General features: G+C 31.7%; 21 protein-coding genes. 7 read left to right on the top strand and 14 right to left on the bottom strand.

Annotation, left to right across the window (positions count from 1 at the left end):
- Window positions 1–33 precede the first annotated feature (33 nt).
- Both BLW23_RS06375 and BLW23_RS06370 read left to right on the top strand, forming a co-directional pair.
- Window positions 34–843 carry a M48 family metallopeptidase gene (locus tag BLW23_RS06375; RefSeq protein ID WP_093668364.1) on the top strand — a complete coding sequence of 270 codons (810 nt, stop codon included), beginning with the start codon at window positions 34–36 and terminating at the stop codon, window positions 841–843.
- Between the two features lie 71 nt (window positions 844–914).
- Window positions 915–2,207 (top strand): MFS transporter, encoded by a 1,293-nt coding sequence (locus tag BLW23_RS06370; protein ID WP_093668363.1) that lies wholly within the window; start codon window positions 915–917, stop codon window positions 2,205–2,207.
- 8 nt (window positions 2,208–2,215) lie between these two features.
- Here the strand turns inward: BLW23_RS06370 and BLW23_RS06365 are convergent, their stop codons facing one another.
- The 7 genes from BLW23_RS06365 to BLW23_RS06335 form a co-directional block, all read right to left on the bottom strand.
- Window positions 2,216–3,073: an AraC family transcriptional regulator gene (locus tag BLW23_RS06365; RefSeq protein ID WP_093668362.1), complete on the bottom strand. Its 858-nt coding sequence runs from the start codon at window positions 3,071–3,073 to the stop codon at window positions 2,216–2,218.
- A gap of 579 nt (window positions 3,074–3,652) precedes the next feature.
- Window positions 3,653–4,522 carry a nuclear transport factor 2 family protein gene (locus tag BLW23_RS06360; RefSeq protein WP_093668361.1) on the bottom strand — a complete coding sequence of 290 codons (870 nt, stop codon included), beginning with the start codon at window positions 4,520–4,522 and terminating at the stop codon, window positions 3,653–3,655.
- A 205-nt stretch (window positions 4,523–4,727) separates the two neighbouring features.
- Window positions 4,728–5,300 (bottom strand): Crp/Fnr family transcriptional regulator, encoded by a 573-nt coding sequence (locus BLW23_RS06355; RefSeq protein ID WP_093668360.1) that lies wholly within the window; start codon window positions 5,298–5,300, stop codon window positions 4,728–4,730.
- Between the two features lie 4 nt (window positions 5,301–5,304).
- Entirely contained in the window at window positions 5,305–5,937 is a 633-nt protein-coding gene (locus BLW23_RS06350; protein WP_093668472.1) for a chloramphenicol acetyltransferase, read from the bottom strand.
- 112 nt (window positions 5,938–6,049) lie between these two features.
- A complete protein-coding gene (locus BLW23_RS06345) occupies window positions 6,050–6,415 on the bottom strand; it encodes a hypothetical protein (protein ID WP_093668359.1) in 366 nt (121 codons plus the stop codon).
- A gap of 460 nt (window positions 6,416–6,875) precedes the next feature.
- Window positions 6,876–7,103, bottom strand: a complete 228-nt coding sequence (locus BLW23_RS06340; RefSeq protein ID WP_093668358.1) for a hypothetical protein — start codon at window positions 7,101–7,103, stop codon at window positions 6,876–6,878.
- A 2-nt stretch (window positions 7,104–7,105) separates the two neighbouring features.
- Window positions 7,106–7,408, bottom strand: a complete 303-nt coding sequence (locus BLW23_RS06335; RefSeq protein WP_093668357.1) for a hypothetical protein — start codon at window positions 7,406–7,408, stop codon at window positions 7,106–7,108.
- 596 nt (window positions 7,409–8,004) lie between these two features.
- Between BLW23_RS06335 and BLW23_RS23640 the strand changes: the two genes are divergently transcribed.
- Genes BLW23_RS23640 through BLW23_RS06325 form a run of 3 tightly spaced genes read left to right on the top strand, consistent with a single transcriptional unit; the run spans window position 8,005 to window position 9,757 of the window.
- Complete coding sequence (locus BLW23_RS23640; protein WP_255362746.1) at window positions 8,005–8,259, top strand: tyrosine-type recombinase/integrase; 255 nt, start codon at window positions 8,005–8,007, stop codon at window positions 8,257–8,259.
- A 50-nt stretch (window positions 8,260–8,309) separates the two neighbouring features.
- Window positions 8,310–8,609: a tyrosine-type recombinase/integrase gene (locus tag BLW23_RS23635; RefSeq protein ID WP_410529743.1), complete on the top strand. Its 300-nt coding sequence runs from the start codon at window positions 8,310–8,312 to the stop codon at window positions 8,607–8,609.
- Complete coding sequence (locus BLW23_RS06325; RefSeq protein WP_093668356.1) at window positions 8,609–9,757, top strand: IS91 family transposase; 1,149 nt, start codon at window positions 8,609–8,611, stop codon at window positions 9,755–9,757. Before BLW23_RS23635 ends, BLW23_RS06325 begins: the two co-directional genes overlap by 1 nt.
- Window positions 9,758–10,017: 260 nt before the next feature.
- On the opposite strand, the gene BLW23_RS06320 is transcribed toward BLW23_RS06325, so the two are convergent.
- The 4 genes from BLW23_RS06320 to BLW23_RS06305 all read right to left on the bottom strand — a co-directional run bounded on the left by BLW23_RS06320 (window position 10,018) and on the right by BLW23_RS06305 (window position 15,392).
- Window positions 10,018–10,773, bottom strand: coding sequence for a hypothetical protein (locus BLW23_RS06320; protein WP_093668355.1), 756 nt, complete (start codon window positions 10,771–10,773; stop codon window positions 10,018–10,020).
- A gap of 162 nt (window positions 10,774–10,935) precedes the next feature.
- Window positions 10,936–11,520: a super-infection exclusion protein B gene (locus BLW23_RS06315; RefSeq protein WP_093668354.1), complete on the bottom strand. Its 585-nt coding sequence runs from the start codon at window positions 11,518–11,520 to the stop codon at window positions 10,936–10,938.
- 1 nt (window position 11,521) lies between these two features.
- Window positions 11,522–11,722, bottom strand: a complete 201-nt coding sequence (locus BLW23_RS06310; RefSeq protein ID WP_093668353.1) for a hypothetical protein — start codon at window positions 11,720–11,722, stop codon at window positions 11,522–11,524.
- Window positions 11,723–13,187: 1,465 nt separating this feature from the next.
- Window positions 13,188–15,392, bottom strand: coding sequence for an endonuclease MutS2 (locus BLW23_RS06305; protein ID WP_093668352.1), 2,205 nt, complete (start codon window positions 15,390–15,392; stop codon window positions 13,188–13,190).
- Window positions 15,393–15,769: 377 nt separating this feature from the next.
- Between BLW23_RS06305 and ung the strand changes: the two genes are divergently transcribed.
- Entirely contained in the window at window positions 15,770–16,435 is a 666-nt protein-coding gene (gene ung, locus BLW23_RS06300; RefSeq protein ID WP_093668471.1) for a uracil-DNA glycosylase, read from the top strand.
- Here the strand turns inward: ung and BLW23_RS06295 are convergent.
- On the bottom strand, window positions 16,422–17,432 hold the full coding sequence (locus BLW23_RS06295; RefSeq protein ID WP_093668351.1) for a glycosyltransferase family protein: 1,011 nt from the start codon (window positions 17,430–17,432) through the stop codon (window positions 16,422–16,424). The two genes, ung and BLW23_RS06295, sit on opposite strands and share 14 nt — an antisense overlap.
- An 8-nt stretch (window positions 17,433–17,440) precedes the next feature.
- The gene (locus tag BLW23_RS06290; RefSeq protein WP_093668350.1) at window positions 17,441–18,322 is read right to left on the bottom strand and encodes a UDP-2,3-diacylglucosamine diphosphatase; all 882 of its coding nucleotides are present in this window, start codon (window positions 18,320–18,322) and stop codon (window positions 17,441–17,443) included.
- 274 nt (window positions 18,323–18,596) lie between these two features.
- On the opposite strand from BLW23_RS06290, the gene BLW23_RS06285 reads away from it, so the two are divergent.
- Window positions 18,597–20,216, top strand: coding sequence for a WG repeat-containing protein (locus tag BLW23_RS06285; protein ID WP_093668349.1), 1,620 nt, complete (start codon window positions 18,597–18,599; stop codon window positions 20,214–20,216).
- A gap of 47 nt (window positions 20,217–20,263) precedes the next feature.
- Here BLW23_RS06285 and secA read toward each other — a convergent pair whose 3' ends face one another.
- Window positions 20,264–23,617, bottom strand: coding sequence for a preprotein translocase subunit SecA (gene secA / locus BLW23_RS06280; RefSeq protein WP_093668348.1), 3,354 nt, complete (start codon window positions 23,615–23,617; stop codon window positions 20,264–20,266).
- Window positions 23,618–23,715 lie beyond the last annotated feature (98 nt).

Genomic DNA, 23,715 nt, shown 5'->3' with positions numbered 1-23,715 from the left:
AATTGAATAATAACCTGAACAAAATATTAGAGTATGAAGAAAATGATAGCCTTAGCTTTTGTGGCTACTATATTAGTACAGTGTAGTACAGTACCTATTACTGGAAGAAAAAGATTAAATACGGTAAGCGATGCACAGGTGTTGCCTGCAAGTTTTGCCCAATATGAAGGATTTTTAAAAGAAAACAAATTATCAAAAGACGCTTCTAAATCAAATCAAATAAAAAGAGTTGGAAAGAAAATTTCTGAAGCTGTTGATAGGTTCATGAGAACAAATGGTATGCAAGCTGAAGCGGAGGCCTATAAATGGGAATTTAACTTAGTAGAAGACAAAACAGTTAATGCCTGGTGTTTACCTGGAGGTAAAGTCGTTTTTTATACTGGAATAATGCCTATTTGTGCAAATGAAGATGGAGTTGCCGCTGTAATGGGACATGAAGTAGCACATGCTTTTGCCAAACATGGTCAAGAAAGAATGTCTACAGGACAGTTACAACAGCTGGGAGGGGTAGCTTTAGCATTAGGTACTAGAAACAGTAAAAACGCAGCTTTATGGAATACGGCTTATGGTATAGGTAGTCAGGTTGGTGTAATGCTTCCTTTTAGTAGAACACATGAAACAGAAGCAGATAAACTTGGTTTGGTATTTATGTTAATGGCTGGTTATAACGGAGAAGAAGCAGCTGAGGTTTGGGTGCGAATGAGCCAGCGTGCTGGGAAAAAAGCACCTGCTGAGTTTTTAAGTACTCATCCTTCTAATCAAACTAGAATTCAAACATTGAGGTCATATTTGCCAGAAGCACGTCAACTAGCAGCGAAATATAATGTGCCTGCTAAAAAATAAACAAATACTTATAATTTATAGTATATTGCAAACCGTTCTAATATTAGAACGGTTTTTTTATTTGGTTAATTATGCATAAAATTGGTAGTAAAAAAGTGATAAACAGTTGGGCCTTTTATGATTGGGCTAATTCTGTTTATTCACTAGTAATAAGCACCGCTGTTTTTCCTTTGTACTACGGAGCAATCACAGAAGATAAAGTTGTTCAGTTTTTAGGAGTAGAGTGGGAGCATCCAGAAACTCTATATAACTATGCGTTATCTTTTTCGTTTTTGGTAGTAGCTTTTATATCTCCAATTTTATCAGGAATAGCCGATTATACTGGTAGTAAGAAAAAATTCATGAAGTTCTTCTGTTGGATGGGGTCCCTTTCAGTAATGAGTCTGTATTTTTTTAAAGGCGTTGATACTGTATGGATTGGGATTTGGTTTACTATTTTGGCAAGTATTGGTTTTTGGGCAAGTATTGTTTTTTACAATGCTTATTTACCAGAAATTGCTTTACCAGAACAACAAGATAGAGCTAGTGCAAAAGGGTTTATTTATGGATACGTGGGATCTGTGTTATTACTATTAATTTGTCTTGGAATGATTTTATCTCAGGAGAATGGAGAAGACAAACTCACTATGATGAGATATTCTTTTGTTCTTGTAGGAATTTGGTGGGTAGGCTTTGCATATTTTACTTTTCATAAATTACCAGATAATATATATAATAGGAAACCCGAAAGTGATTATATATGGAAAGGTTTTAGGGAGTTAAAACTTGTTTTTTCTGAACTTAAAAGTTACCCATATTTACGAAAGTTTTTAGCTTCATTTTTCTTACTAAGTATTGGTGTACAGACCATTATTTTAACAGCTACTATTTTTGGTTCAAAGGAATTAGGCTTAGACTCAACAAGTATGATTATTACGGTTTTGCTCGTTCAAATAGTGGCCATATTGGGAGCATTTCTTTTTTCTAGATTATCTGAGCGATATGGTAATATTTTAGCCTTAAAAATAACTTTAGCAATCTGGACATTAGTATGTTTTTGCGCTTTTTCACTAGATAAAAGTTTAGAGAATGTTGGTCTTTATTTTTACGGCTTAGGAGGCTTATTAGGCTTTGTATTAGGAGCTATTCAATCGTTAACTAGATCGACGTACTCAAAACTGTTGCCAGAAACTCAAGATCATGCAATTTATTTCAGTTTTTATGATGTTACAGAGAAAATAGCAATTGTTTTAGGAACATTTGTGTATGGTTTATTATATGCTATGACTAATTCGATGCAATGGAGCGTACTGTGCATGGCAATATTCTTTTTAATTTCTTTTATAATTCTTAGCACACTTAAGAAAACAAAATATGTTCAATAGCAGAGATGCTATTTATTTAATGATTTCATATATGATTTAGGAGATTCTCCAACATGTTTTTTAAATACCGTTGAAAAGTATTGAGAGGAATTGTAACCTAGTTCAAATGCTATTTTGGTTACTTGACAATTTGTTTTCATCAACTCTTTGGCACGCTGAATTTTAATACGGCTAACATAAGTATTTGGTGGAATACCAAAATTTTGTTTAAACCATATTTTGAAATAAGCGGTAGATAAAGAAAATAAATCAGCGAGCTCGTCCACATATATTTGACGATAAATATTTTCTTTGATAAACTCATCGATACCATGTAACTTATGCGTTTGATCTTTAGTTGGCGTTCTGTTACTTTCAGTAATGGTTTCTAATAAAAGTTGAATGATTAGATTATTGATACTAATAGTATTGATTGCCTCTTCTTTATTTTCTAAATGTTTGAGAATTTTCGCCAAAATAGGTTTTAAAGCAAAGGTTCCTTTGTGTATTTTTCTTTCCTTCGTTCTAAGTTGATTGATCAAATATTTGGACTCTTCTTTTGATAAGTAACATAGGCGTCCATTTTCACAAAGTTCAAGTTGTAACCAAAATAACTCACCAATATCTTCTGGATAGTTACCACTACCATGGGGTATGTTTGGAGGGATGATTAAAAATTCATTTCCGCGAAGTTTAAATAGTTCTTCTTCTATTTCATAAAATTGTTCACCTTTTAAATAGTAGCACATTTCAATAGAATCTTTATGTCTATGGATTTCCAAGTTAGGTTCAGCGATATGATAGTTATAATAGCCAAAATTTAAACATCCATTGAAACCAAGTTTCTTTAGATTAAATACTTTTCTTTTATTATTGGGGTGATGCATTGAATTAATTTTGGGGATTCGGAATAATTGTACCGTTATAAAAATATACGATTTATTTGTTTAAATATCTAATTTTCAGCAAATAAAGTGGTTTGGTTAGTGAGGCTATATTAAATATAAGTACTGAGATTCAGTTATATACCCTTGTTAATCCTTTTTTCTGAAATTTTTACAACTCGATAAAAAGTATAATATCGTTCTGTATAACAATATTAATAGATTCTGAAGGAGAAATGCCTTTAATTTGAAGTGTGTTTATTCTATGGAATAAACAACATTGTTTTGGTTTTATAGGTGTTTAGGCGACACCTTTGGGCTATTTAGAACAAGGGGGGGACATCTTGTTTTAATGGGTAAATTCATGAAAAATGCAATAGAGATAATTTAAGGTTGTATTTTCTAGAATTTACCCTTTTAATTTTATAAAACACTACTGTTTAAAATTTCGCGAGGCGAAAGTTTAATTTAATAGTATAATATACATAAAGGGAATTCTTATTTTTTGATTTTTACTCAAATACTATAATGAAATTTAAAATCCACCCAAATTTCTTCAGGCGGATTTGTTAGAAGGGGCTCTTAATTTGGATATTCGAATGGATCGTTATTGTTTAATGATTGACCGGTCATTGTTTCTATAACATCCCAATGTTCTATAATCATTCCGTTGTTATCAAATCTGAATATATCGATAACTCCAGAAATTGCATTTTCTATTGCGTTCAAATCTTCGACTTTAGAATGGATAACTACCATATCACCTTGCGCAATCACTTTTGCAATAGTTGTTTTCGATTGGTAATTAATGCTTTTTAGAAAAGCCATTAAATCAAGTAATCCTGTTTTTTTATCCGCTGCAGTTGGATTATGTTGAATGTATTCATCAGCTACAAAGTTTTCAACCGCTGACAAATCATCTAGATTGTCGAATGTTTTTAAAACGGCAATCGCTCTTTCTTTGTTTTGAGAAATGTTTTGCTGAGCATTTATATTGGTATCTGGACCAGCGTGCATGGTATTATCATTTTCGGCTTCACTAGGAGGTGATTGGTATTGATCCCAGTGTTCAACTAGCTTACCGTCTTCAACTCGCCAGATATCCACGTAAATGTATTGGTCAGAACCAACAGTCCATAGAGAGTGTAAAGCGGCATAGTCATTTTCTCCAACAACTCTTAAAATTTCAATTTTGTTGTCGCTATTGGCATTTGCTTGAAGCTCTTCACGCAATGGTTCAACACCATCAGCATAGGCAGGAGCATGTTGTTTATACGTATCGCCAATATACTTGTTGAATTTAGTCATGTTTTTTTCAACAATAACCTCTTGGTAAAAGCCTCTTGCGATTTCAGCAGATGTCAATTCATTAACGATGTCGTCATTTTCATCGCAGCTCACGAAAATTAAAAGGCTTGCGAAAATAAGTAAGGGACTTAATAAGTACTTCATTCTTAAAATTTTTCAAATTACATGACAAAAATGAAGTATGTAGAAACAAAAAACATTGAACTAGTACAATAAATTGAACAAGTGTTTAATTTTTTAAGAAGTTAAGTCTTACTCACTAGGTGAGATTAAAATACTCCGACACTTGTGTCGAAATCCTGAAAATAATTTCCTCTGAATGTCTCGTGGGCTTGCCGGAGGTAGTTGACTATTTTACTATTTTTCGTCGAATTTTACTTAGGAATTCATGAGAAATACCCAAATATGAAGCTATTTGAATATTGGTTAATCGTTCAGCAATTTGAGGGTACTTTCTTATAAACTCAATATATCGTTGATCGGCCGTAGTACTAATGTTCCGAATCATTCGTTGTTCTAATGCCACATGAGATTTTTGAGTCATAACTCTAAACATTTTTTCTATAGCAGGAATTTGCTCAAAAGATTTGTTCTTATTCTCCCTGTTAATTAGTAATACCGTACTATCTTCCAACGCTTGAATGGTAAATGTAGCAGGAGTTTTATTTAAAAAACTATTTAAGTCGGTTACCCACCAATTTTTTATACCGAAGTATAAGGTATGTTCATTACCTTTTTCATCAATAGTATAAAGCCTGAAACATCCTTTGGTAATAAAACCTTCGAAATTACAGATGTCACCCTGCTTTAATAGAAAATCTTTTTTCTTAACGGAAACAGTGATGAAGTAATTACAGAACTCGTGTAAGTCGTTATCAGAAATATCGACTTGATTTTTTATGTATTGAGCTAATAACTTCATGTTTTTATATAGAAGTATTGTTTAAAAATTCTTGAAAAAGGTCAATGTACTGACCAATATGTGAGCCGTCTAAGAGTGCATGATGAGCATGAACAGACATTGGCATTTCTTTTTTACTGCCACGATCTGTCATTTTTCCAAAAGTGATTTTTGGACAACTATCTTCAAATTCAAAATGTCTTGCATGAGATAATGAAGTAAATTTAATCCAAGGAATTGATGAATAATGGATAACGTTTTCGCCTGAAGTGGCTGGAATTAAAGTATTGGTGGCTTGAACTCTTTCTATTTCTAATTTTGCTTCTTTTTCAAATTCAGAAAATTCTTGATGATATGACATATATGAGAAACCAAAAGTTCCATTGGGTCTATTTATGGTTGGTGATGCATTGACTTTGTCATAAACATAAACCTCGCCACCTATTATTCTATATTTAAAGTTTTCAATTTTATTAGCTGCGAGTAATGATCTATGAAGATAAAATAGGAAAAAGGAAATATTGTTTTTTTTACAAAAATCATAAGCAATAGTACAATCGATATCTACAGTAAGGCCGTAAAAAGGTTCATTAAAATCTTTAAAAAAATTAAAAACCTCTTTTCTATTCCAGGTATCAATATCAATTTTCGTTTTCATGATAGAATCCATTTACCTTGCAATTTAAGTAAATCTTAAAAAAAGGATTCATATATGATCAAAAAAAATGCACAAATAAATGTGCATTTCTATGTAAATTGAATTATAAACTTTATTGTTCGCTATCGAGTTTTATACTAAAATTTATAGGTAATTTTAAACTAAGGGTTTTCCCTTGTTCGATAGTAATTCCAAAATCTAGTTTGGGTAGATTTTGAATAATTTTTATGCTTTCATTGATGAAAATTTCGTGAGGACCTTCGGCAGTCACATCAACAGTTTTTCCTTCATGATTAACTTTGAATCTCACTAACGTTTCAACTTGCTCACCACCTTTATAGCCAATTGTTTTTGCCAAACTGTCAATCTTGGTGCTGTCATAATTGAGAATAGCGTTTGAGATTACTTCTTCATAATTTCCTTGTCCTACTGCGAAATGAGTAACTAGAAAAAAGAATAAAACGAATACCTTTTTCATGAGATTGATTTAATATTTTATGGGATGGTAAATATAACGCAACTTTCGTAAAAAACACGAAATATTTTTTGTTAAAAGTACCGTGGTTTTTTTAACATTTTAAGTTTATTCAGCTAGATGTTGACTATGAATTTTTTTATTCAGATTATAATGGATTCGTGACATTTTATAATCAGAACAAAGATTTGGATTTTATCATTAAAAAATAAAACTTGAACTTAATTTTAACCGGTATTGGATGTTTTTTCGTTCAGGAAGATTGAAAGTAAACCGAAAAGGAGGTTCTGAAAGCTTCTTTTTAATTTATAGTATGTGCCTTGAATGGTAAATATTGCTAATAATAAAAGATTAGAATTTATTTTTTTTGAAAGGATTAGATAGAGGGGTAAGTTCCCTTATTGGTTGGGGTAGTCCCGATAATAATAGGGGTCGAAAACGATTAGTATCTTTAGTTAGTTTTTTATTTTCGTAACTCTTTTTCAGTCATTTCAGGATTATATCTTTTTCCATCTTTGTCAAAGCTCCAAACATTCGAAACTTCACGTAATTCTGGAAATTCGGTTTTTCCCGAGTTAACTTTTTGTTTTATAATCCTACGTAATTTTCGGTTTGCGTCCCGCTTATTTTCCTTTTCAGATTTCGCTGTTGTAGTCCCATGTATTTTTGTTTTCTTTTTTGAGCGACTCATAATTATCCATTCGCGTATTTGTCAATCAATTCGTAAAGTTTTTCCGCAACAGATTCCGCTATTTTGGATTCAAAGACTTCTTTTGGTTTATCCCAATCATTGCCATAAATGACATAAATTTTATAATTCTCTGTGTAGAATCCAACATCTAAAATCGGTACTTCTTGATAAATATGACTTAATTGTAAAATATCTTCTGTTTTTTCAGCAGTAACTAACCTATTTTCATCAGATACGAATCCGTTTTGGTCATATTCAATATTCCATTGGTTTATATTACTGGATATTTTACTGCTTTTAATCATTTACTTGGTTTTTTCTCAAATGCACGCCAACGTCTCGGCTATGGTTAGTACGGGAATTAAAAGTAGTAAACTTTCGATTAAGCACTTAGCCAAAACTTTTTATTTTGTTTTAATTTTTGTGTTTTAAAGCCTAATCAAAAAGATTTGGCGGACTTAGTAAAAATACACTAAACTTTGGGTTAAACACTCAAACCCGTATTAACTATAGCCATTGTTGAACTAATCCTCGTTACCTCGGAAGCTTTTTTTGAAATGTTTTAAAAATAGTTAAATTTATGATTCAAAATTAAATAAGATGTATAAAAAAAAGTAAAACAATTTTAGAAACCTCTTTAGAGCAGGTTCCTGATTTTTCTATTGTCGTTAAAAAATTAACCAAAAGCTTTTCAATTAACGGTAAATCATCAAGTACATTAAATAACTATTTACGCTGTTTAGCCCACATAACCTTACATTTTAAGGTTAGCCCAGAAACTTTAGATAATGAACAAATCAATGATTATCTTTTTCATTGTCAAAATCTTCACAAAACCCCCTCTGAAAGTTTTTTTAAGCATACCGTTTTCGGACTCCGTGCTATTTATAAGGTACTGGGAATGGAGCAAAAGCACATAGCGCTTCCTCAAATAAAAAAGCAAAAAGATTTACCTATTGTACTTAACAAACAAGAAGTTCGAGAATTATTAAAAGCACCTAAGTATCTTAAACATCGCCTTATTTTAGGTATGTTGTACGGTTGTGGTTTACGGAGTTATGAGCTATGTGGGTTGCTTCAATCTGATGTTGATTTTAATCGGAAAACTGTATTTATTAGAAAAAAAAAGGGAAGACAGATCGTTATGTTCCTTTAAGTACTCTTTTAATAAGAGGTTTAAGATGTTATTTGAAAACAGAAAACCCTGTGAAATATCTATTTAACAGTCAGGTTACTAAAGACGGAGCTGCTCAGCCAATAACAGTCAGAGCGATTCAATGGATACTCAAAGAGAATCGGGCTAAAGTGAATACAAAAAAGAAATTTACAGCGCATACACTACGTCATTCTTATGCAACACACTTACTAGAAGATGGTGTTAATATTATTAGCTTAAAAGAACTTCTAGGGCATGCTCATATAGAAACCACCATGATCTATTTACATGTCGCCAACTCAGGGAGTTCAAAAAAGTACAGTCCACTAGATACCTTATACACAGAGTAATGCTAGCAAAACATACGTTAGCAGGAGTGTTGAATTTAGAAGAAAATCATTTAAAAGAACTATCTAGAAGTAGTTGGCATGAAAGAACGCTGCATGCGATAAGAAAATGCCGTACCAAAGCGCTAGGAGGACATTTAGATTGGTGTAAATCATGTGATAAACTGCATCTACAATTCAATTCTTATCGCAATAGACATTGCCCTACTTGTCAAGGTCATAAACAACAGCAATGGATTGAAGGTAGATCTAGAGAGTTATTGCCAGTTCCTTATTTTCATGTCGTTTTTACCTTGCCCAATAATTTAAACTCAGTGGCACTTCAATATCCGAAAGAGCTATATAAAATACTGTTTGATAGTGCTTGGAAAACCTTGGTTGCTTTTGGAAATAATCCCAAGCATCTAGGCGCTAAAATTGGAATGATTGCTGTGTTACATACTTGGGGACAAAATTTAAGCTTACATCCTCATTTACACTGTATTGTTCCTAAAGGAGGAATAACAAAGGCAGGGTATTGGAAAAAAGGGAAAAACAAGGATGATTTCTTATTCAGTATAAAGGCTTTAAGTGTAAAGTTTAGAGGTGTTTTTGTTGCTGAATTAAGAAAAACAATTCCAAACTTACCACAATCACTCTATGACAAATTATTTAAACACAAATGGGTTATCTATGCAAAACCTCCTTTTGGCAACCCAAAAAACGTGCTAGAATATCTAGGAAGATACACACATAAGATAGCTATTAGTAATCATCGAATACAGGCTATTGATAAACAAAAAGGCACCGTTACTTTTCGTGTTAAGAACTACAAGAAAGGTGGTCAAGTAAGTAATTTAACTTTAAAAATCAAAGAGTTTATACGTCGTTTTCAACAACATATTTTACCTAAAGGATTTACTAGAATTAGACATTATGGTATTTTAAGTAGTAGTTGGAAAAAAGAAAAATTACCTCGTTTACAAATGCTATTAGCAGATAAAGAGAAAGACTGTATTGATGTTATTATTACGAAAGAGAAAAGTGTACATCGCTGTTGCCCGATTTGTAAAAAGCCAGGTCTAGTCACATTAATAATTTTTGATAGTAGAGGTCCTCCTAAAAAATATAAAGAACTGGTTATTAGTAAAATTAAAAAACACATATTATAAAATTATCTTCAAAAAAGAGGACTGGACCACTAATGCTTAGATCTGAGATTTTTACCTAAAAAAGCGATTACAAAAAGAATAATAAGTGCTGAAAATAAAAACCAAGGCTATGAAATCCGAAAACCAAGAGAATAATCACTGAAAAACCTCTAAATAAATTACTAAAATTAAACTGAATTGATCGTTTTCCCCCTTATGGAATACGGATCAGTCAACAAGGCATATAGCGTTAGCCTATCGGCACGCCATATGCTTAGTTATTATAGCCAGTGCTTTATCCACAATTCCCATAATAGACGACCAATTGTTGATCCTATTACCCCAAGTGTAATTGCAAAAATCGATGAAAAAATTATTGCAGGTATCGGATGTTTTTTTAATAAATCTGTTATTCGATAATAAAGCCCTTTTTTAATCCCTTTTAGTTCAGATTGAACCTTTGCAATTACATTTTTTCCTACTTTATACTGCGGGATATTAGTCAAAGTGTTAATACAAGAATCACAAAGTTGGGGTTTATTTAGAGAATATATTACGTCAGTTTTTATTCCGTTCATATCAAATATGCAACCTCTAGTTTCATCATGAGCAAAATTTGTTGATTCACTTATTAATGGTATTCTATTTCCGTATCTTCTATAGACAAAAGATACCGAGTAAATAACTCGTAGTAATAAATTCTCTAATGGAATATTATCATATTTAAGAATATCCGTCATAGTACTATAAGTCATACAGACCCTATTATCCGAATACCTACGTGCAAAATAATTATTTTGAATAGGAACATTTGTAACCCCAATTAGAACATCGGCTCCATTTCTGACGGGAAGTTGTCTTTCCATATTTTCATCCAAAAATTCCCATTCAAAGCCATCAGAATCACCAACAATATTTACAGTATCTATTGGCGATAAAATTTCAAACAAATCAGATTTCCAATTTTGAACTTTTTGAATGTTAAGAGAATGTGGTATATGTCCTAAAATTACTATTCGTATTTTTATTTTACTCATTATTTTCAGTTTTCGGCATTGGCTATAACGGTCTCGTATAACCGTCAGTTACGGGTTTATATGTTTTACTTTTCGGTTTAGCACTGACGTTAGCAATTCCGAGTGGATTCGGACGTAGTCGAATCCGCCGTAATTGCGGTTATACAATGTTAGCATACGTGCTTATTTATTCGCTCGTTCATAGAGGAAATCGTATGTCCATTGCGGTCTATTATTCGCAAGTTTTTGTTTTTCTGACTCCGACATTCCTCTTCGAAGTCCTAAATCAAATTCAGTTAAATGCTTTTTTGCTAAATCAGACAACGCCATTGGGAAATACATTCCTGTTCCAATATCAGACTTTCTAACAAGTATGTATTTATCCATAAGTCCAGAAACGATTGGGTGATCCATTGGCATTGATATAGTAGACCTTCTCATAATAAAAAACTCTCTTAATACACTTTGTTCTGAAGGGTCTAACCTTTTAATATCTTCTATTACTTCTTTTTTAACTCTTGATTTGAAAAAAGATAGATTAATTTTTTTTATGATATAGTATATAATTGATAGAGCAATAAAAGAGATACAAACTATAAACACTATTCCAAAAAACTTACCATAGTCCTTTTCAAATTCGTCTAATTTTAGTTGAGCCAAGAATTCGTCAGTTCCAAACAATAAAATTCCGCTAACAATAGCAAAAAGTATAAATATCTTTATTGGTACTTTACTAAAATCAATTAAGTCGCTGAAAGAAAAACTCATATTAGACTGGATATACTTTTGTTGTTGAAACTTTTGCTTTTGTGTTTTCCGAATTATCAATTTCCTCTAAATTCACAAAAATTTCAATTTCATATTCAATCGAATTTTCTGTATTCTCGATTATTCGTTTCTCTTTCCAAGAGTTTGTCACTTTATAAACTCTTTCGTCATTATTTATCTTGCATTTTTGTCCTATTTCCATATTGCTTGGGTATGTATGCTAACTGGTTATATCCCGACAGATATAATGTTTATCTAATTTAAATCCCCAGATAACCCTACCTTTTGGGTTTTGTTATCCATTTAGTTAATTATTTAAAAAGCCTTGCTAAAAAGTAAAATTGTTACCATAAGAAAAGAGATTTTGAAGTATGCGGTTAAAGCATGTATCCCTAAATTTGTAGTATTTGGTTAATTTTTTAGTATTGCTTTTTCTTTCTGTAACAAACTTACTAAAATGAATTTAAATTTTCTTACGGTTTCCCTCAATCTCTTGAGTTTAATTTGTAGTGTTGAATTTTAAATGATGAGTTTAGTCAGTGATCAATTATCAGTGATCGGTTATCAATTATCAGTTTTCATTCGTTGGTGTTGAATAAAGTTCTCGATACATTTTTACTTGGTTAACACTCTTAAAAAACACTCGAACCGACATACAGAAATTGTGAATTATCGGTTGTTAGTGATCAATATTTTGAAGGTATTGTTCTTTTGCCCATCCAATATAATCATGGATAATGTCTAAGAGGCTAAAAAGCTTCAGAGATGCCGCTAAACGGGATTCATGTTGTGTATTGGCTTCAGCGACACCGCTAAGCAGAATTCATGGTGTACATTGGCTTCAGCGACATCGCTAAGCAGAATTCATATTGTGTATTGGCTTCAGCGACACCGCTAAACGAAATTCATGTTGTGCATTGGCTTCAGCGACACCGCTAAACAGAATTCATGATGTGTATTGGCTTCAGCGACACCGCTAAACAGAATTCATGATGTGTATTGGCTTCAGCGACGCCGCTAAACGGAATTCATGTTGTGTATTGGCTTCCGCGATACTGCTAAACGCAATATATGCTGTAAATTTTCCTAAACAATTGCAATGGCATCGAACTTGATAATTTTCGACCTATTGATAAGAATTTCTAAAAATCAAGGTAGCAGGGTTGGCTGAAAGATGAAAAGCCGTTTGAGCGGTAGCGAGTTCTTTTTATCTATGGCTGGTGGTGTCGTAGTATTTTTAAATTCTTATCATAAGTCTTGATTTTTGCTTCTTTGAATCAAGGCAAAGGAGAGAAACATTCTTATTTAACGTGAGTTCGATACAAAAAAATCAATGTCAGTTTGATTGTTTTTCTAAGAAAAATGTATCAAAAATAATTGATTTTCGATATTAAAAAGCTATTCTCGATACAAAAATCCTACGATTTTCACTCGAATCGACACTTTTTAAGTTTAATAATCCTTACATCGAACTCACGTTATTTATGATTCGATAGAGCTATTTGTTTTACAAACCTCTAAAAAAGAGGTCAATGGTAGTTAAATTATTTACAATAGAATGAAAATAATTTTGTAAAGAGAAGCCTTTTTTAGTTTTCAATACCGGTGTCTATACTGTTTATTTTTCTTAAAACCTTATAAATAAATGATTTGGTTTTAAAACAATTTTACTTTGCTCTCTGTACCAACTCCAGTTGTTCAATTTTGGCTTCAGTAGTAAAGAATCCGTAGTTTACAAAGGCTTTCTTCTTTTCAATTTTGTCAATAGTTCCAACAGCATTTCCATCTACCAAACGAACTTTATCTCCAATTTTAAAAACATATTCAGCTTTTGCTTTCGCAATTTTAGCGGCTTCAATTTTCTTTTCTTCTCTAACCTTAACTACTTTTTTAAGAACTTCTTGTTCTACTTTTTTAATCGCTTCTTTCTGTTTTTTTTCAGCTATTTCGTCTTGTTTCTTCTCTGTTTTAGTTTTCTTTTTTGGAGGATTCTTTTTTGTGAATTTTGTTTTTTCCGAAGTAACCCATTTAAAGAAATTTGCTGAAAGCTCTTTTTTATTATTTGTTTGAAAGTATTTATTCAAAAGCTCATTAATAAATCGACCTAAAGATAGCATACGTTGATTACTATCATACAATTCTTGAAAACCTTCAAGTTTTTCTCTTAATCTCTGTTCTTTATTGTTTAGATTTTCTAAATGTTCTTGTTCCTTGCTTTTTTGTTTTTCAAGAGTATCCGATGTTTTTTGGAGCCTGTTTCTTTCTTTTTGTAATTTAGAGATGGTTTTATCTAAACGAATTTTTTCATTTTCAACACGCTTCTTAGCTCTATTAATTAAGCTATAAGGGATTCCATTTTTTTGGGCAACTTCAAAGGTAAAAGAGCTACCTGCTTGTCCTATAAGTAATTTATAGGTAGGTTCAAGCGTTCTTTCATTAAACTGCATATTGGCATTTGTTACATTATCTAACTCATTAGCCAAAACTTTTAAGTTTGCATAATGTGTAGTGATAATACCAAAGGCTTTTTTGTTGTAAAATTCTTCTAAAAATATTTCGGCTAATGATCCTCCTAACTCTGGATCTGATCCAGTTCCGAATTCATCTATTAAAAACAAGGTGTTTTCATTACACTTACGAAGAAAATGACGCATGTTTTTTAGACGATAACTATAAGTGCTTAACTGATTTTCTATGGATTGATTATCTCCAATATCTGTTAGAAATGTGCTAAACAGCGTGGTTTCACTTCGTTCATGAACCGGAATTAACAAGCCACTTTGTAGCATTAATTGTAGAAGTCCGATAGTTTTTAAGGTAATACTTTTTCCTCCGGCGTTTGGACCAGAAATAACAATAATTTGTTGTTGATCACTTAATTCAATGGTTTGTGGAATGGTATTAACATTATTATCCTTGTTTTTTCTCCATAAAATAGGATGGTATGCATCTCTTAAAAACAGCCTTCGTTTTTTACTAATTTTTGGTAAAATGGCATTAATTTCTAAAGCATACTTTGCTTTGGCGCCAATAACATCAAGGTGTGTAAGAAAAACTAAATACTGCTCCAATAAAGAAACATAAGGACGAATTTCTTCTGCTAACGCTCTAAGTATTCTAACAATTTCTTGTTTTTCTTCGTATATTAAGTTTTGGAGTTCCCTGCTATAAGTTAGCGTGGCTTGTGGAGCAATATAAACAATATTTCCAGATTTTGATGAACCTAAAAGGCTACCAGAAACCTTACGACGATGCATTGCTAAAACAGCTAATACTCTTTGATTATCAATGATGGTTTCTTTAATATCATCTAAATAACCACTAGCTATGTTTTTACTTAATGCACGTGAGAAGCTTTCTGAAATTTTACCTCGTATGCCACCAATATCTCTACGTATTCTTTTAAGATCAGATGAAGCATTATCAGCAACTTCACCATAGGAGGTGATTTTCTTTTCTATAGCATCTGATACATAGGTTGTATATTCAATCCTATCGCTTAACTCATTAAGCTTTGGGTAGTAATCTTTGAATTTGGTTAAAAACTTTTTTAATTCATTAACGGTAGTAGTTGTTGTCGCTACTTTTAAAAAGGCTTCTGTTTCTAGAAAGCTGTTTTCAATAGCAAGCCGCTGAATGTGTTCCGTTATATTGTCATAGTTATGATTAGGGACTCTGTTTTCATTTTCAAAAGAACTTAAATACTCATTCACCATATTTAGCTCAAAAAATAAAGTGTGATTTTTTGAAATAGGGGTAATGTTAAGAACAGCGTTCTTACCAAGTTCTGAAATACAAAACTCCGTTACTTGCTCTAATACAGTATTGAACTCTAAATCTTGCAGCGTTTTTTTTATAACTTGTTGACTCAAAAAAAGTAATTTTTATTTGGACAACAAATCTATAAATTCTTTTTGGGAGCAATGAAGAACTACGAAGCTTTTTTAGTTAAAGTTTAAAAACTTTGCTATGGAAGTCTAAAAGAATGGTGATGATTTTTTTTTAATCACTAAATCAGGTTGAAATGTTTGGAATAGATGTCGAATTTTTAGAATAGTTTTCTTTGATTGTTTAACACTAGTTATGATTTGAAATTATTGTAACAGGAAAAAATGAATATTGTATTACGGTAATTTGAATTGGTAAATGGAATAAGAGTTTGGTTTGTTGTTAGAATAGAAGAGAGTGCATAATTTGCTTGAATGAAACCAAAAGAAATGGTTTATTTTTGGAAATTGTAAATGATATTATGGATATAGAAATTAAAGATAATTGGAAAGGTATACTTCAAAAGGAATTTGATAAACCGTATTATAAAGAATTGATTTCTTTTGTGAAAGAAGATTATAAGAATAGGATATGTTATCCGAAAGACAGCGATATTTTTGCTGCTTTTGATAATTGTTCTTTTGAAGATATTAAAGTGGTTATTCTTGGTCAGGATCCTTATCATGGAGAGGGGCAGGCTAACGGTTTATGTTTCTCTGTTTACGATGGAGTAGCGCATCCACCATCATTAAAAAATATTTTTAAAGAAATAGAAATAGATTTAGGTACTGAATATCCCACTTCGGGTGATTTATCCAAATGGGCAAAACAAGGTGTATTATTATTAAATGCTACCTTAACCGTTAGAGCAGGTATGGCTGGAAGTCATCAGAAAAAAGGATGGGAACAATTTACGGATGCTGTAATTTCTAAGATTTCGGAAGATAAAGAAAATGTAGTTTTCTTGTTATGGGGAGGATATGCCAAAAAAAAGGGAGCAAAAATTGATAAGAAAAAACATCATGTGCTAACTTCAGGACATCCGTCTCCACTTAGTGCCAATAGAGGATATTGGTTTGGAAACAAACATTTTTCAAAAACCAATAATTTTTTACAATCAAAAGAATTGCCTACTATATTATGGTAGGCAATATTACTTGATTGTAGTATGGTAAAGTAATGGCGTCTAAAATATCTTCTGTGCAATCAGGATAACTTACATCAATTGTGTTTTTTGACTTCAACCATTTAGCTATTTCGTTATATTGGTGCTTGTTGAATTTTTTAAGTACTACAACTCCCATTTCTTTTAAACTTAAAGCATTACATTGTTGTTCGTACTGGTTTTTCATAGGAATTACGAGTAATTTCTTTTTTAAGTATAAAGCTTCCGCTGGAGTTTCAAATCCAGCCCCACATAGTACACCATTTGAAGACGTTAAGCTTTTTATAAATGCTTCACCATTAATTGGACGAATTATGATGTTGTTATGGTATTTATGCTCTTTTGTATGTTTTGAGAATACTTCCCATTTAGTATTCTTAAACTCTGATAATACTTTAATAATTTTTTTATCACTATAAGCGGGAAGGTAAACTGTGTAATGACCTTTGTTGGTTACATTACGATATCTTATTTCTTTTCTTATAATAGGAGTAAAGATTGAAGAAGCATAGGTTTTAAAATGAAACCCGAATTTTATTTTGGCAGGAGCATAATACTTCAAAATTAATCGTTCAAACTTATAAAGTCCATATTTAGGGGCATTTTCGTTTAAAACAGCATTTTGATGACTCAATGATATAATTGGAATATTTCTAAGTTTGGCAGCCCAGGCAGTAACGGGTTCAAAATCATTAATGATTAAATCATATTCGTGTATGGGGATGGATCTAATCTCTTTGACTAATTTTTTGAGTTTTATTTTTTTTATGGTTTTAGAAAGATCAATACCTCCTTTTTTTCCGAACATAAAACTAAGTCCGTATAATTTGTATTTAATTTTAAAAGGAAACTTTAATTCACATTGATATCCACTTATCAATACATCTATTTCTGCTTTTCTTTGTAAATATGGGATGATTTCAATTGCTCGACTTGCATGTCCATTTCCCGTACCTTGAATGGCGTATAAAATTTTCATAGTTAGGATTACTTTGAAGATTTATTAATGTTAAATTCAACCAAGAGTTCTTCGAAAAGTTGGGCATTATTTCCATTAAATCCAACTAATTCTTTATCATTATCAGTTTTCGAATCTGAGGTTAGATTTTTAGCAAAACAATCTTTCTCATATTCATATAAACTCCAGGTTTGGTTATTATATTCTAAAGCTGTTAGGTTCTCAATCCAATCACCAGAATTTAAATAAGTTGTTGAACCGTTTTCGTTTTTAATATTCTTTATTTCTGGTTGGTGTATATGTCCGCATACCACATAATCATAGCCTTCTGAAATAGCAATATCTGAAGCAATGGTTTCAAAATCATTGATAAACTTAATAGCACTTTTAACGCTGTTTTTTATTTTTTTGGAAAATGATAAACGTCCATAACCTAGTTTTTCACTAATCCAATTAAAAGCAGTGTTAATCATAATTAGCGTATCATAACCAATACCGCCTAATTTTGCTAACCATTTTGAATGTTGCATCGTAACATCAAAAACATCTCCATGGAAAAACCAACCTTTTTTACCATCAAGATTAAGAACAACTTTATTTACAATTTCAAAGCTTCCAAGGGTGAAACCTGTGAACCTTCTTAAAGCTTCATCATGGTTTCCTGTAATGTAATACACCTTTGTTCCTGATGTAATAAATGATAATAGTTGTTTTATTACCTTTAAATGTGCTTTAGGAAAGTAACGTTTGTTAAACTGCCAAATATCAATAATATCACCATTTAATATTAGTGTTTCAGGATGTATTGTTTTTAGATAGTTGTTAAGTTCAGTAGCCCTACAACCAAAAGTACCTAAATGCACATCTGATATTACTGAGATATCAATTTTTCGTTTTTTGCTTTTTTTCATATAAAGTAACTATACAGTTGCTTGGACACATTTCATTAGAAAAAATGCTTCGACAACAACCAAAGTTAATAGGTATATGTTTTGTTAGTGAAAGTAAATTGTAAAGGATTGGTAATTATAAGATTATTATAAAGTAAGAGGATTGTTATAGAAAAGTAAACGAGTTCATTAGATTTAATGAGATTGATAAAACTATCTGATATCGAGAGTAATATACAAATAAGATAGTTTTTTTATATTAGCTTACATTTAAGTTTTTGATAATTAATAGTTTATGGTGAGGATGTTAGAGTGCTTTAAATATTTTTTATTTGTATTGATGTTAGTTTCTTGCGGAAAAGAGACCTATTTTGACGGAGTAGGGATTCCTATTAGAGAAACGAATAGAGGTGATTATGGTTTGGTTGGACTAGATGGTAAGATTCTGGTGGATTTTGAACTTGATGCAAAACCAAAAATTATGACCGAAAATTGGACTCATTATACTTATGATAAAAAATTAGTTTTTGTCAATGATAAGGGAAAGGAAACAACTACGGACTTATTAGATGCATTGTCTTTTCATGAAGGTACTATTTTATGTAAACTAAATAATGGTAAGCTGGCCTTTTATGATAAAACACTTCAAATGGTAATTATTCTTGATGATGTTGAAGAAGCAGGGCCAATTTCTAGTGGTCTTTTTAAATTTAGTAATGCTGCAGGAGATTGGGGATTTATGAATTTAAAAGGAGACGTTGTAGTTAAACCTGTTTACCATAAAGTTAAATCGTTTAGGGAAGGTTTTTCTATTGTAGAAAAATATGACGAAGAATCTAAAACAAATCGAGTAGGAATTATCGATAATAAAGGAGAATACGTTGTTCAATTATCTACCAAGTTTACGGAATTAGATTCTTTTTCGGAAGGTTTAAGTGCTTTTAAAAGCGATGATCAATCAGGTTATATAGATATAAATGGAAACAAAGTTATTGTAAGTGATTCTTGGAGAGAAACATTTCCTTTCTTTAAAGGATTAGCCTCAGTTAAAGGAGATGATGGAGAGTATGGGTTAATAGATGAAAAAGGGAGTTATTTGATAAAGACAAGAGAGAAAATTCCTGTTAAATTGTTTAATGGTCTTTCCATATATCAAGGAAGCAATAGAAAGCTTGGTTTTATGTCTTCGGAAAGAGAGCTCACTACAAGATCGGAATTTGAAGATATGATGCCATTTTTGAACAATGGAGCCTTTGCTAAGGATGGTGGAGAATGGATGTATATTGATGAAAACGGAAAGGATATTAGCGAGTTTAATAAGAGTATTCGTTTGATATATCATGAACCATTTACAAAATCTGTATATAAAGATAATACTCCGTTTGATTTGAATAGCACTTTAAAAAGTTCTTTTATCAATATTGATGGGTTTTATAAAGAAATAATGAAGGAAAGCTCAGGAGTAATGCATAAAATAATGACAGCAAGGAAAAATCTAGATGCAAGTTATTTAGAGAATTTGATGTTGGAATATGATAAGGAAATATCACTAATTGATAAAGTTGGAGTAGGGAAAAAAACGATAGATACTTATCAATTAATGAATGGGTACTTTGAGTTTGACTCGAATATTTCATTTTCATTAAAGTATTATTTTAATGAAAGAGTTATTTCGAAAAATGGTGACGGAAAATTCTTTAATGAGGATTCTAAGGTAAGCTCAATTAGAGTAAAAATAAAACCTCAGAGGAAAGGGAAAGGAAAAACGAAAGAATTACTGGAGAAGATAGAAATGGCCTTGTTGAAAAACAATAAAATCAATGATATTGGAGAAATTTTAATCGAAGATAAAGTCAAAGTAAAATTATCAAGAGATTATTCAAATATGTATATAGTATACTCTTATAACGAGTAGTAAAAAGTAAAAAGCTCGGTGTAAAACCGAGCTTTTGTATATTTATATTATTTATTGTAAAGAACCCAAGTTCCCTGTTCGAGTAGGGGAATGGCTTGCTTAAACTTTACAACTTTTTCTTCACCACTCATTACATTTTTAATGGTTACTCGTTCGTTTCTACCAATTTTAGGTTGCTCTCTTACAACAGTTTCTACAATTTGTTGTTCTTGAGTGTTCTGCTGTCTGGTATTACTAATCGCCTGCTGAGATGAATTTTGAACTTCATCTTTACGAAGATCTAATTTTTCTCTTACTTGTTCTTTTGCTTCTGATATTTGAGACTCATCTTGAGTTGGAAGCTTTCCTTTAAATAAGAAAGAAAGAACTTCTTTATTAATTTTATCTAGTGTTTGCTCAAAAACTTTGAAAGCTTCAAATTTATAAATAAGTAATGGATCTTTTTGTTCGATGTGGGCAGTGCTCTGAATAGAATGCTTAAGTTCGTCTAACCTTCTTAAGTGGTCTTTCCAGTTCTCATCAATAATAGCAAGAGTTATATTCTTTTCGAAGTCATAAACTAAAGATTTACCTTCAGATTCATACGCTTCTTTTAAATTAGTTACTACTTGTAACGTTTTGGTTCCATCGGTAAAAGGAACTACAATACGTTCATAACGATCTCCTTCATTTTCAAAAACACTTTGAATAACAGGGAAAGCTTGAGTAGCATTTCTATTAGCATCGTTTTTATAGTGTTCTGAAACTACTTTGTATAACTTTCCAATTAATTCATCTTCTGGAGTTGCGTTGAACTCTTCTTCAGTAAAAGGAGAAGTCATTGACGAGAATCGGATTAATTCGAATTCGAAATTCTGATAATCTTTCGATCCTTTATTGTTCTTTACAATTGAATCACAAGTATCATAAATCATATTTGCGATATCAATTTGTAAACGTTTCCCATCAAGAGCATGGCGACGACGTTTGTAAATAAATTCACGTTGTGAACTCATTACATCATCATATTCTAGTAATCTTTTACGAATTCCGAAATTGTTTTCTTCAACTTTCTTCTGAGCTCTTTCAATGGATTTACTAATCATAGAATGTTGGATAACTTCGCCTTCTTGTAAGCCCATTCGATCCATCATTTTTGCAATTCTTTCAGAACCAAACAAACGCATTAAGTTGTCATCAAGCCCAACATAGAATTGAGTAGAACCAACATCACCTTGACGACCTGCACGTCCTCTTAACTGACGGTCAACACGACGTGAATCATGACGCTCAGTTCCAATAATAGCTAAACCACCTGCAGCTTTTACTTCATCAGATAATTTGATATCGGTACCACGACCAGCCATATTTGTTGCTATTGTTACTTGTCCTGGTTTTCCAGCTTCGGCAACAACATCAGCTTCCCTTTTGTGCAGTTTCGCATTTAATATATTATGAGGAATTTTACGAATACTAAGCATTCTTCCTAATAATTCAGAAATCTCTACAGAAGTAGTTCCTACTAAAACAGGTCTTTCTTCTCCTACAAGTTTAACGATGTCTTCAATAACAGCGTTATACTTTTCACGAGTTGTTTTATAAACTAAATCCTGTTTGTCGTCTCTTGCAATTGGCCTGTTTGTAGGAATTTCGATAACATCCAGTTTGTAGATTTCCCAAAATTCACCAGCTTCTGTAACTGCCGTACCAGTCATTCCTGATAACTTGCGATACATTCTAAAGTAATTTTGAAGAGTAACAGTAGCAAAAGTTTGCGTAGCGTCTTCAATCTTTACACTTTCTTTTGCTTCAATGGCTTGGTGCAACCCATCAGAGTAACGACGACCGTCCATAATACGCCCAGTTTGTTCGTCAACGATCATTACTTTGTTGTCCATTACAACATATTCAACATCCTTTTCAAAAACAGTATATGCCTTTAAAAGTTGGTTCATTGTATGAATACGCTCACTCTTAACACTAAAATCTTGATAAAGTTCTTCTTTCAAACTAGCCTTCTCTTCAACAGTAGTGTCAGCTTTATCAATCTCTCCAATTTTTACACTAATATCTGGTAAAACAAAGAAGCTTTCCTCTTTTGTAATGTCAGAAAGATAAGCAACACCTTTATCCGTTAAGTCAATTTGATTGTTTTTCTCTTCAATAGTAAAGTAAAGTTCAGCATCAACTTCAGGCATTAACTTATTGTTATCCTGCATGTAGAAGTTTTCCGTTTTTTGAAGAATTTGCTTAACTCCTTCTTGTGATAAGAACTTAATTAAGGCTTTATTTTTTGGTAAACCTCTATATACTCTTAATAATTGAAAACCTCCTTCTTTTGTATCTCCATCTTTAATTAATTTTTTAGCCTCAGCTAAAACACCAATTAAATATTTATTTTGTAGAGATACTAAATCAGAAACTAAAGGCTTTAATTCGTTGAATTCATGACGATCACCTTGAGGAACTGGTCCAGAAATAATTAGAGGTGTACGTGCATCATCAATTAAAACTGAATCTACCTCGTCAATAATGGCATAGTTAGGAGCACGTTGAACGAGGTCATTTTTAGAACTCGCCATATTATCACGCAAATAATCAAAACCAAATTCATTATTAGTTCCATAGGTAATATCTGCGTTATATGCTTTTCTTCGCTCTTCTGAATTAGGTTGGTGGTAGTCAATACAGTCTGTACTTAAACCATGAAATTCAAAAATAGGAGCCATCCAAGCACGGTCACGTTTCGCTAAATAATCATTTACTGTTACTACATGAACTCCATTTCCTGTTATAGCATTTAAATAAATAGGCAAAGTGGAAACTAAAGTTTTTCCTTCCCCAGTCATCATCTCTGCAATTTTACCAGTATGTAATACAGAACCACCAATTAATTGAACATCATAATGAATCATATCCCAAGTAACTGGTTTTCCAGCCGCATCCCAAGAATTTTGCCAAAATGCTTTGTCGTCTTCTAAAATAATATGCTCTCTGGTAGCTGATAATTCTCTATCAAAAGGAGTTGCAGTAACTTCCATTTCAGTATTTTGCGTAAAACGCTTCGCAGTTTCTTTTACAACGGCAAATGCTTCAGCGGTAATATTATTTAAAACTTCTTCAGAAGCCTCATAAGCCTCGTCTTTAAGTTTATCGATTTCAGAATAAATATCTTCTTGTCTATCGATATCAGCTGTTAAAACTTCTTCTTCTAAAACAATAATTTTATCATTAAAAGGTTTGGTAACCTCTGCAATTTTTGCTTTAAATTCAACAGTTTTAGCTCTAAGCTCATCATTTGAAATAGTGCTTAATGCGTTTTCGAAAGATTTTACCTTTTCTACTATAGGTTGTAAAACTTTCAAGTCCTTTTGTTGTTTGTCTCCAACAAATATTTTTATAATCGAATCTAAAATACTCATTTTATAAACTGTTGTTTTCTAGTTAATTAGTTTTGGTAATTAACATAATTAAAGTGGTTGTAATATGTATGCTAAAAATAAGCAAAAAAAAAGCCTCT

The organism is Tenacibaculum sp. MAR_2009_124, from assembly GCF_900105455.1.
GTDB lineage: Bacteria > Bacteroidota > Bacteroidia > Flavobacteriales > Flavobacteriaceae > Polaribacter.
The sequence above is the reverse complement of the archived record's forward strand: the minus strand, read 5'-3'. Positions and strand labels throughout refer to the sequence as shown.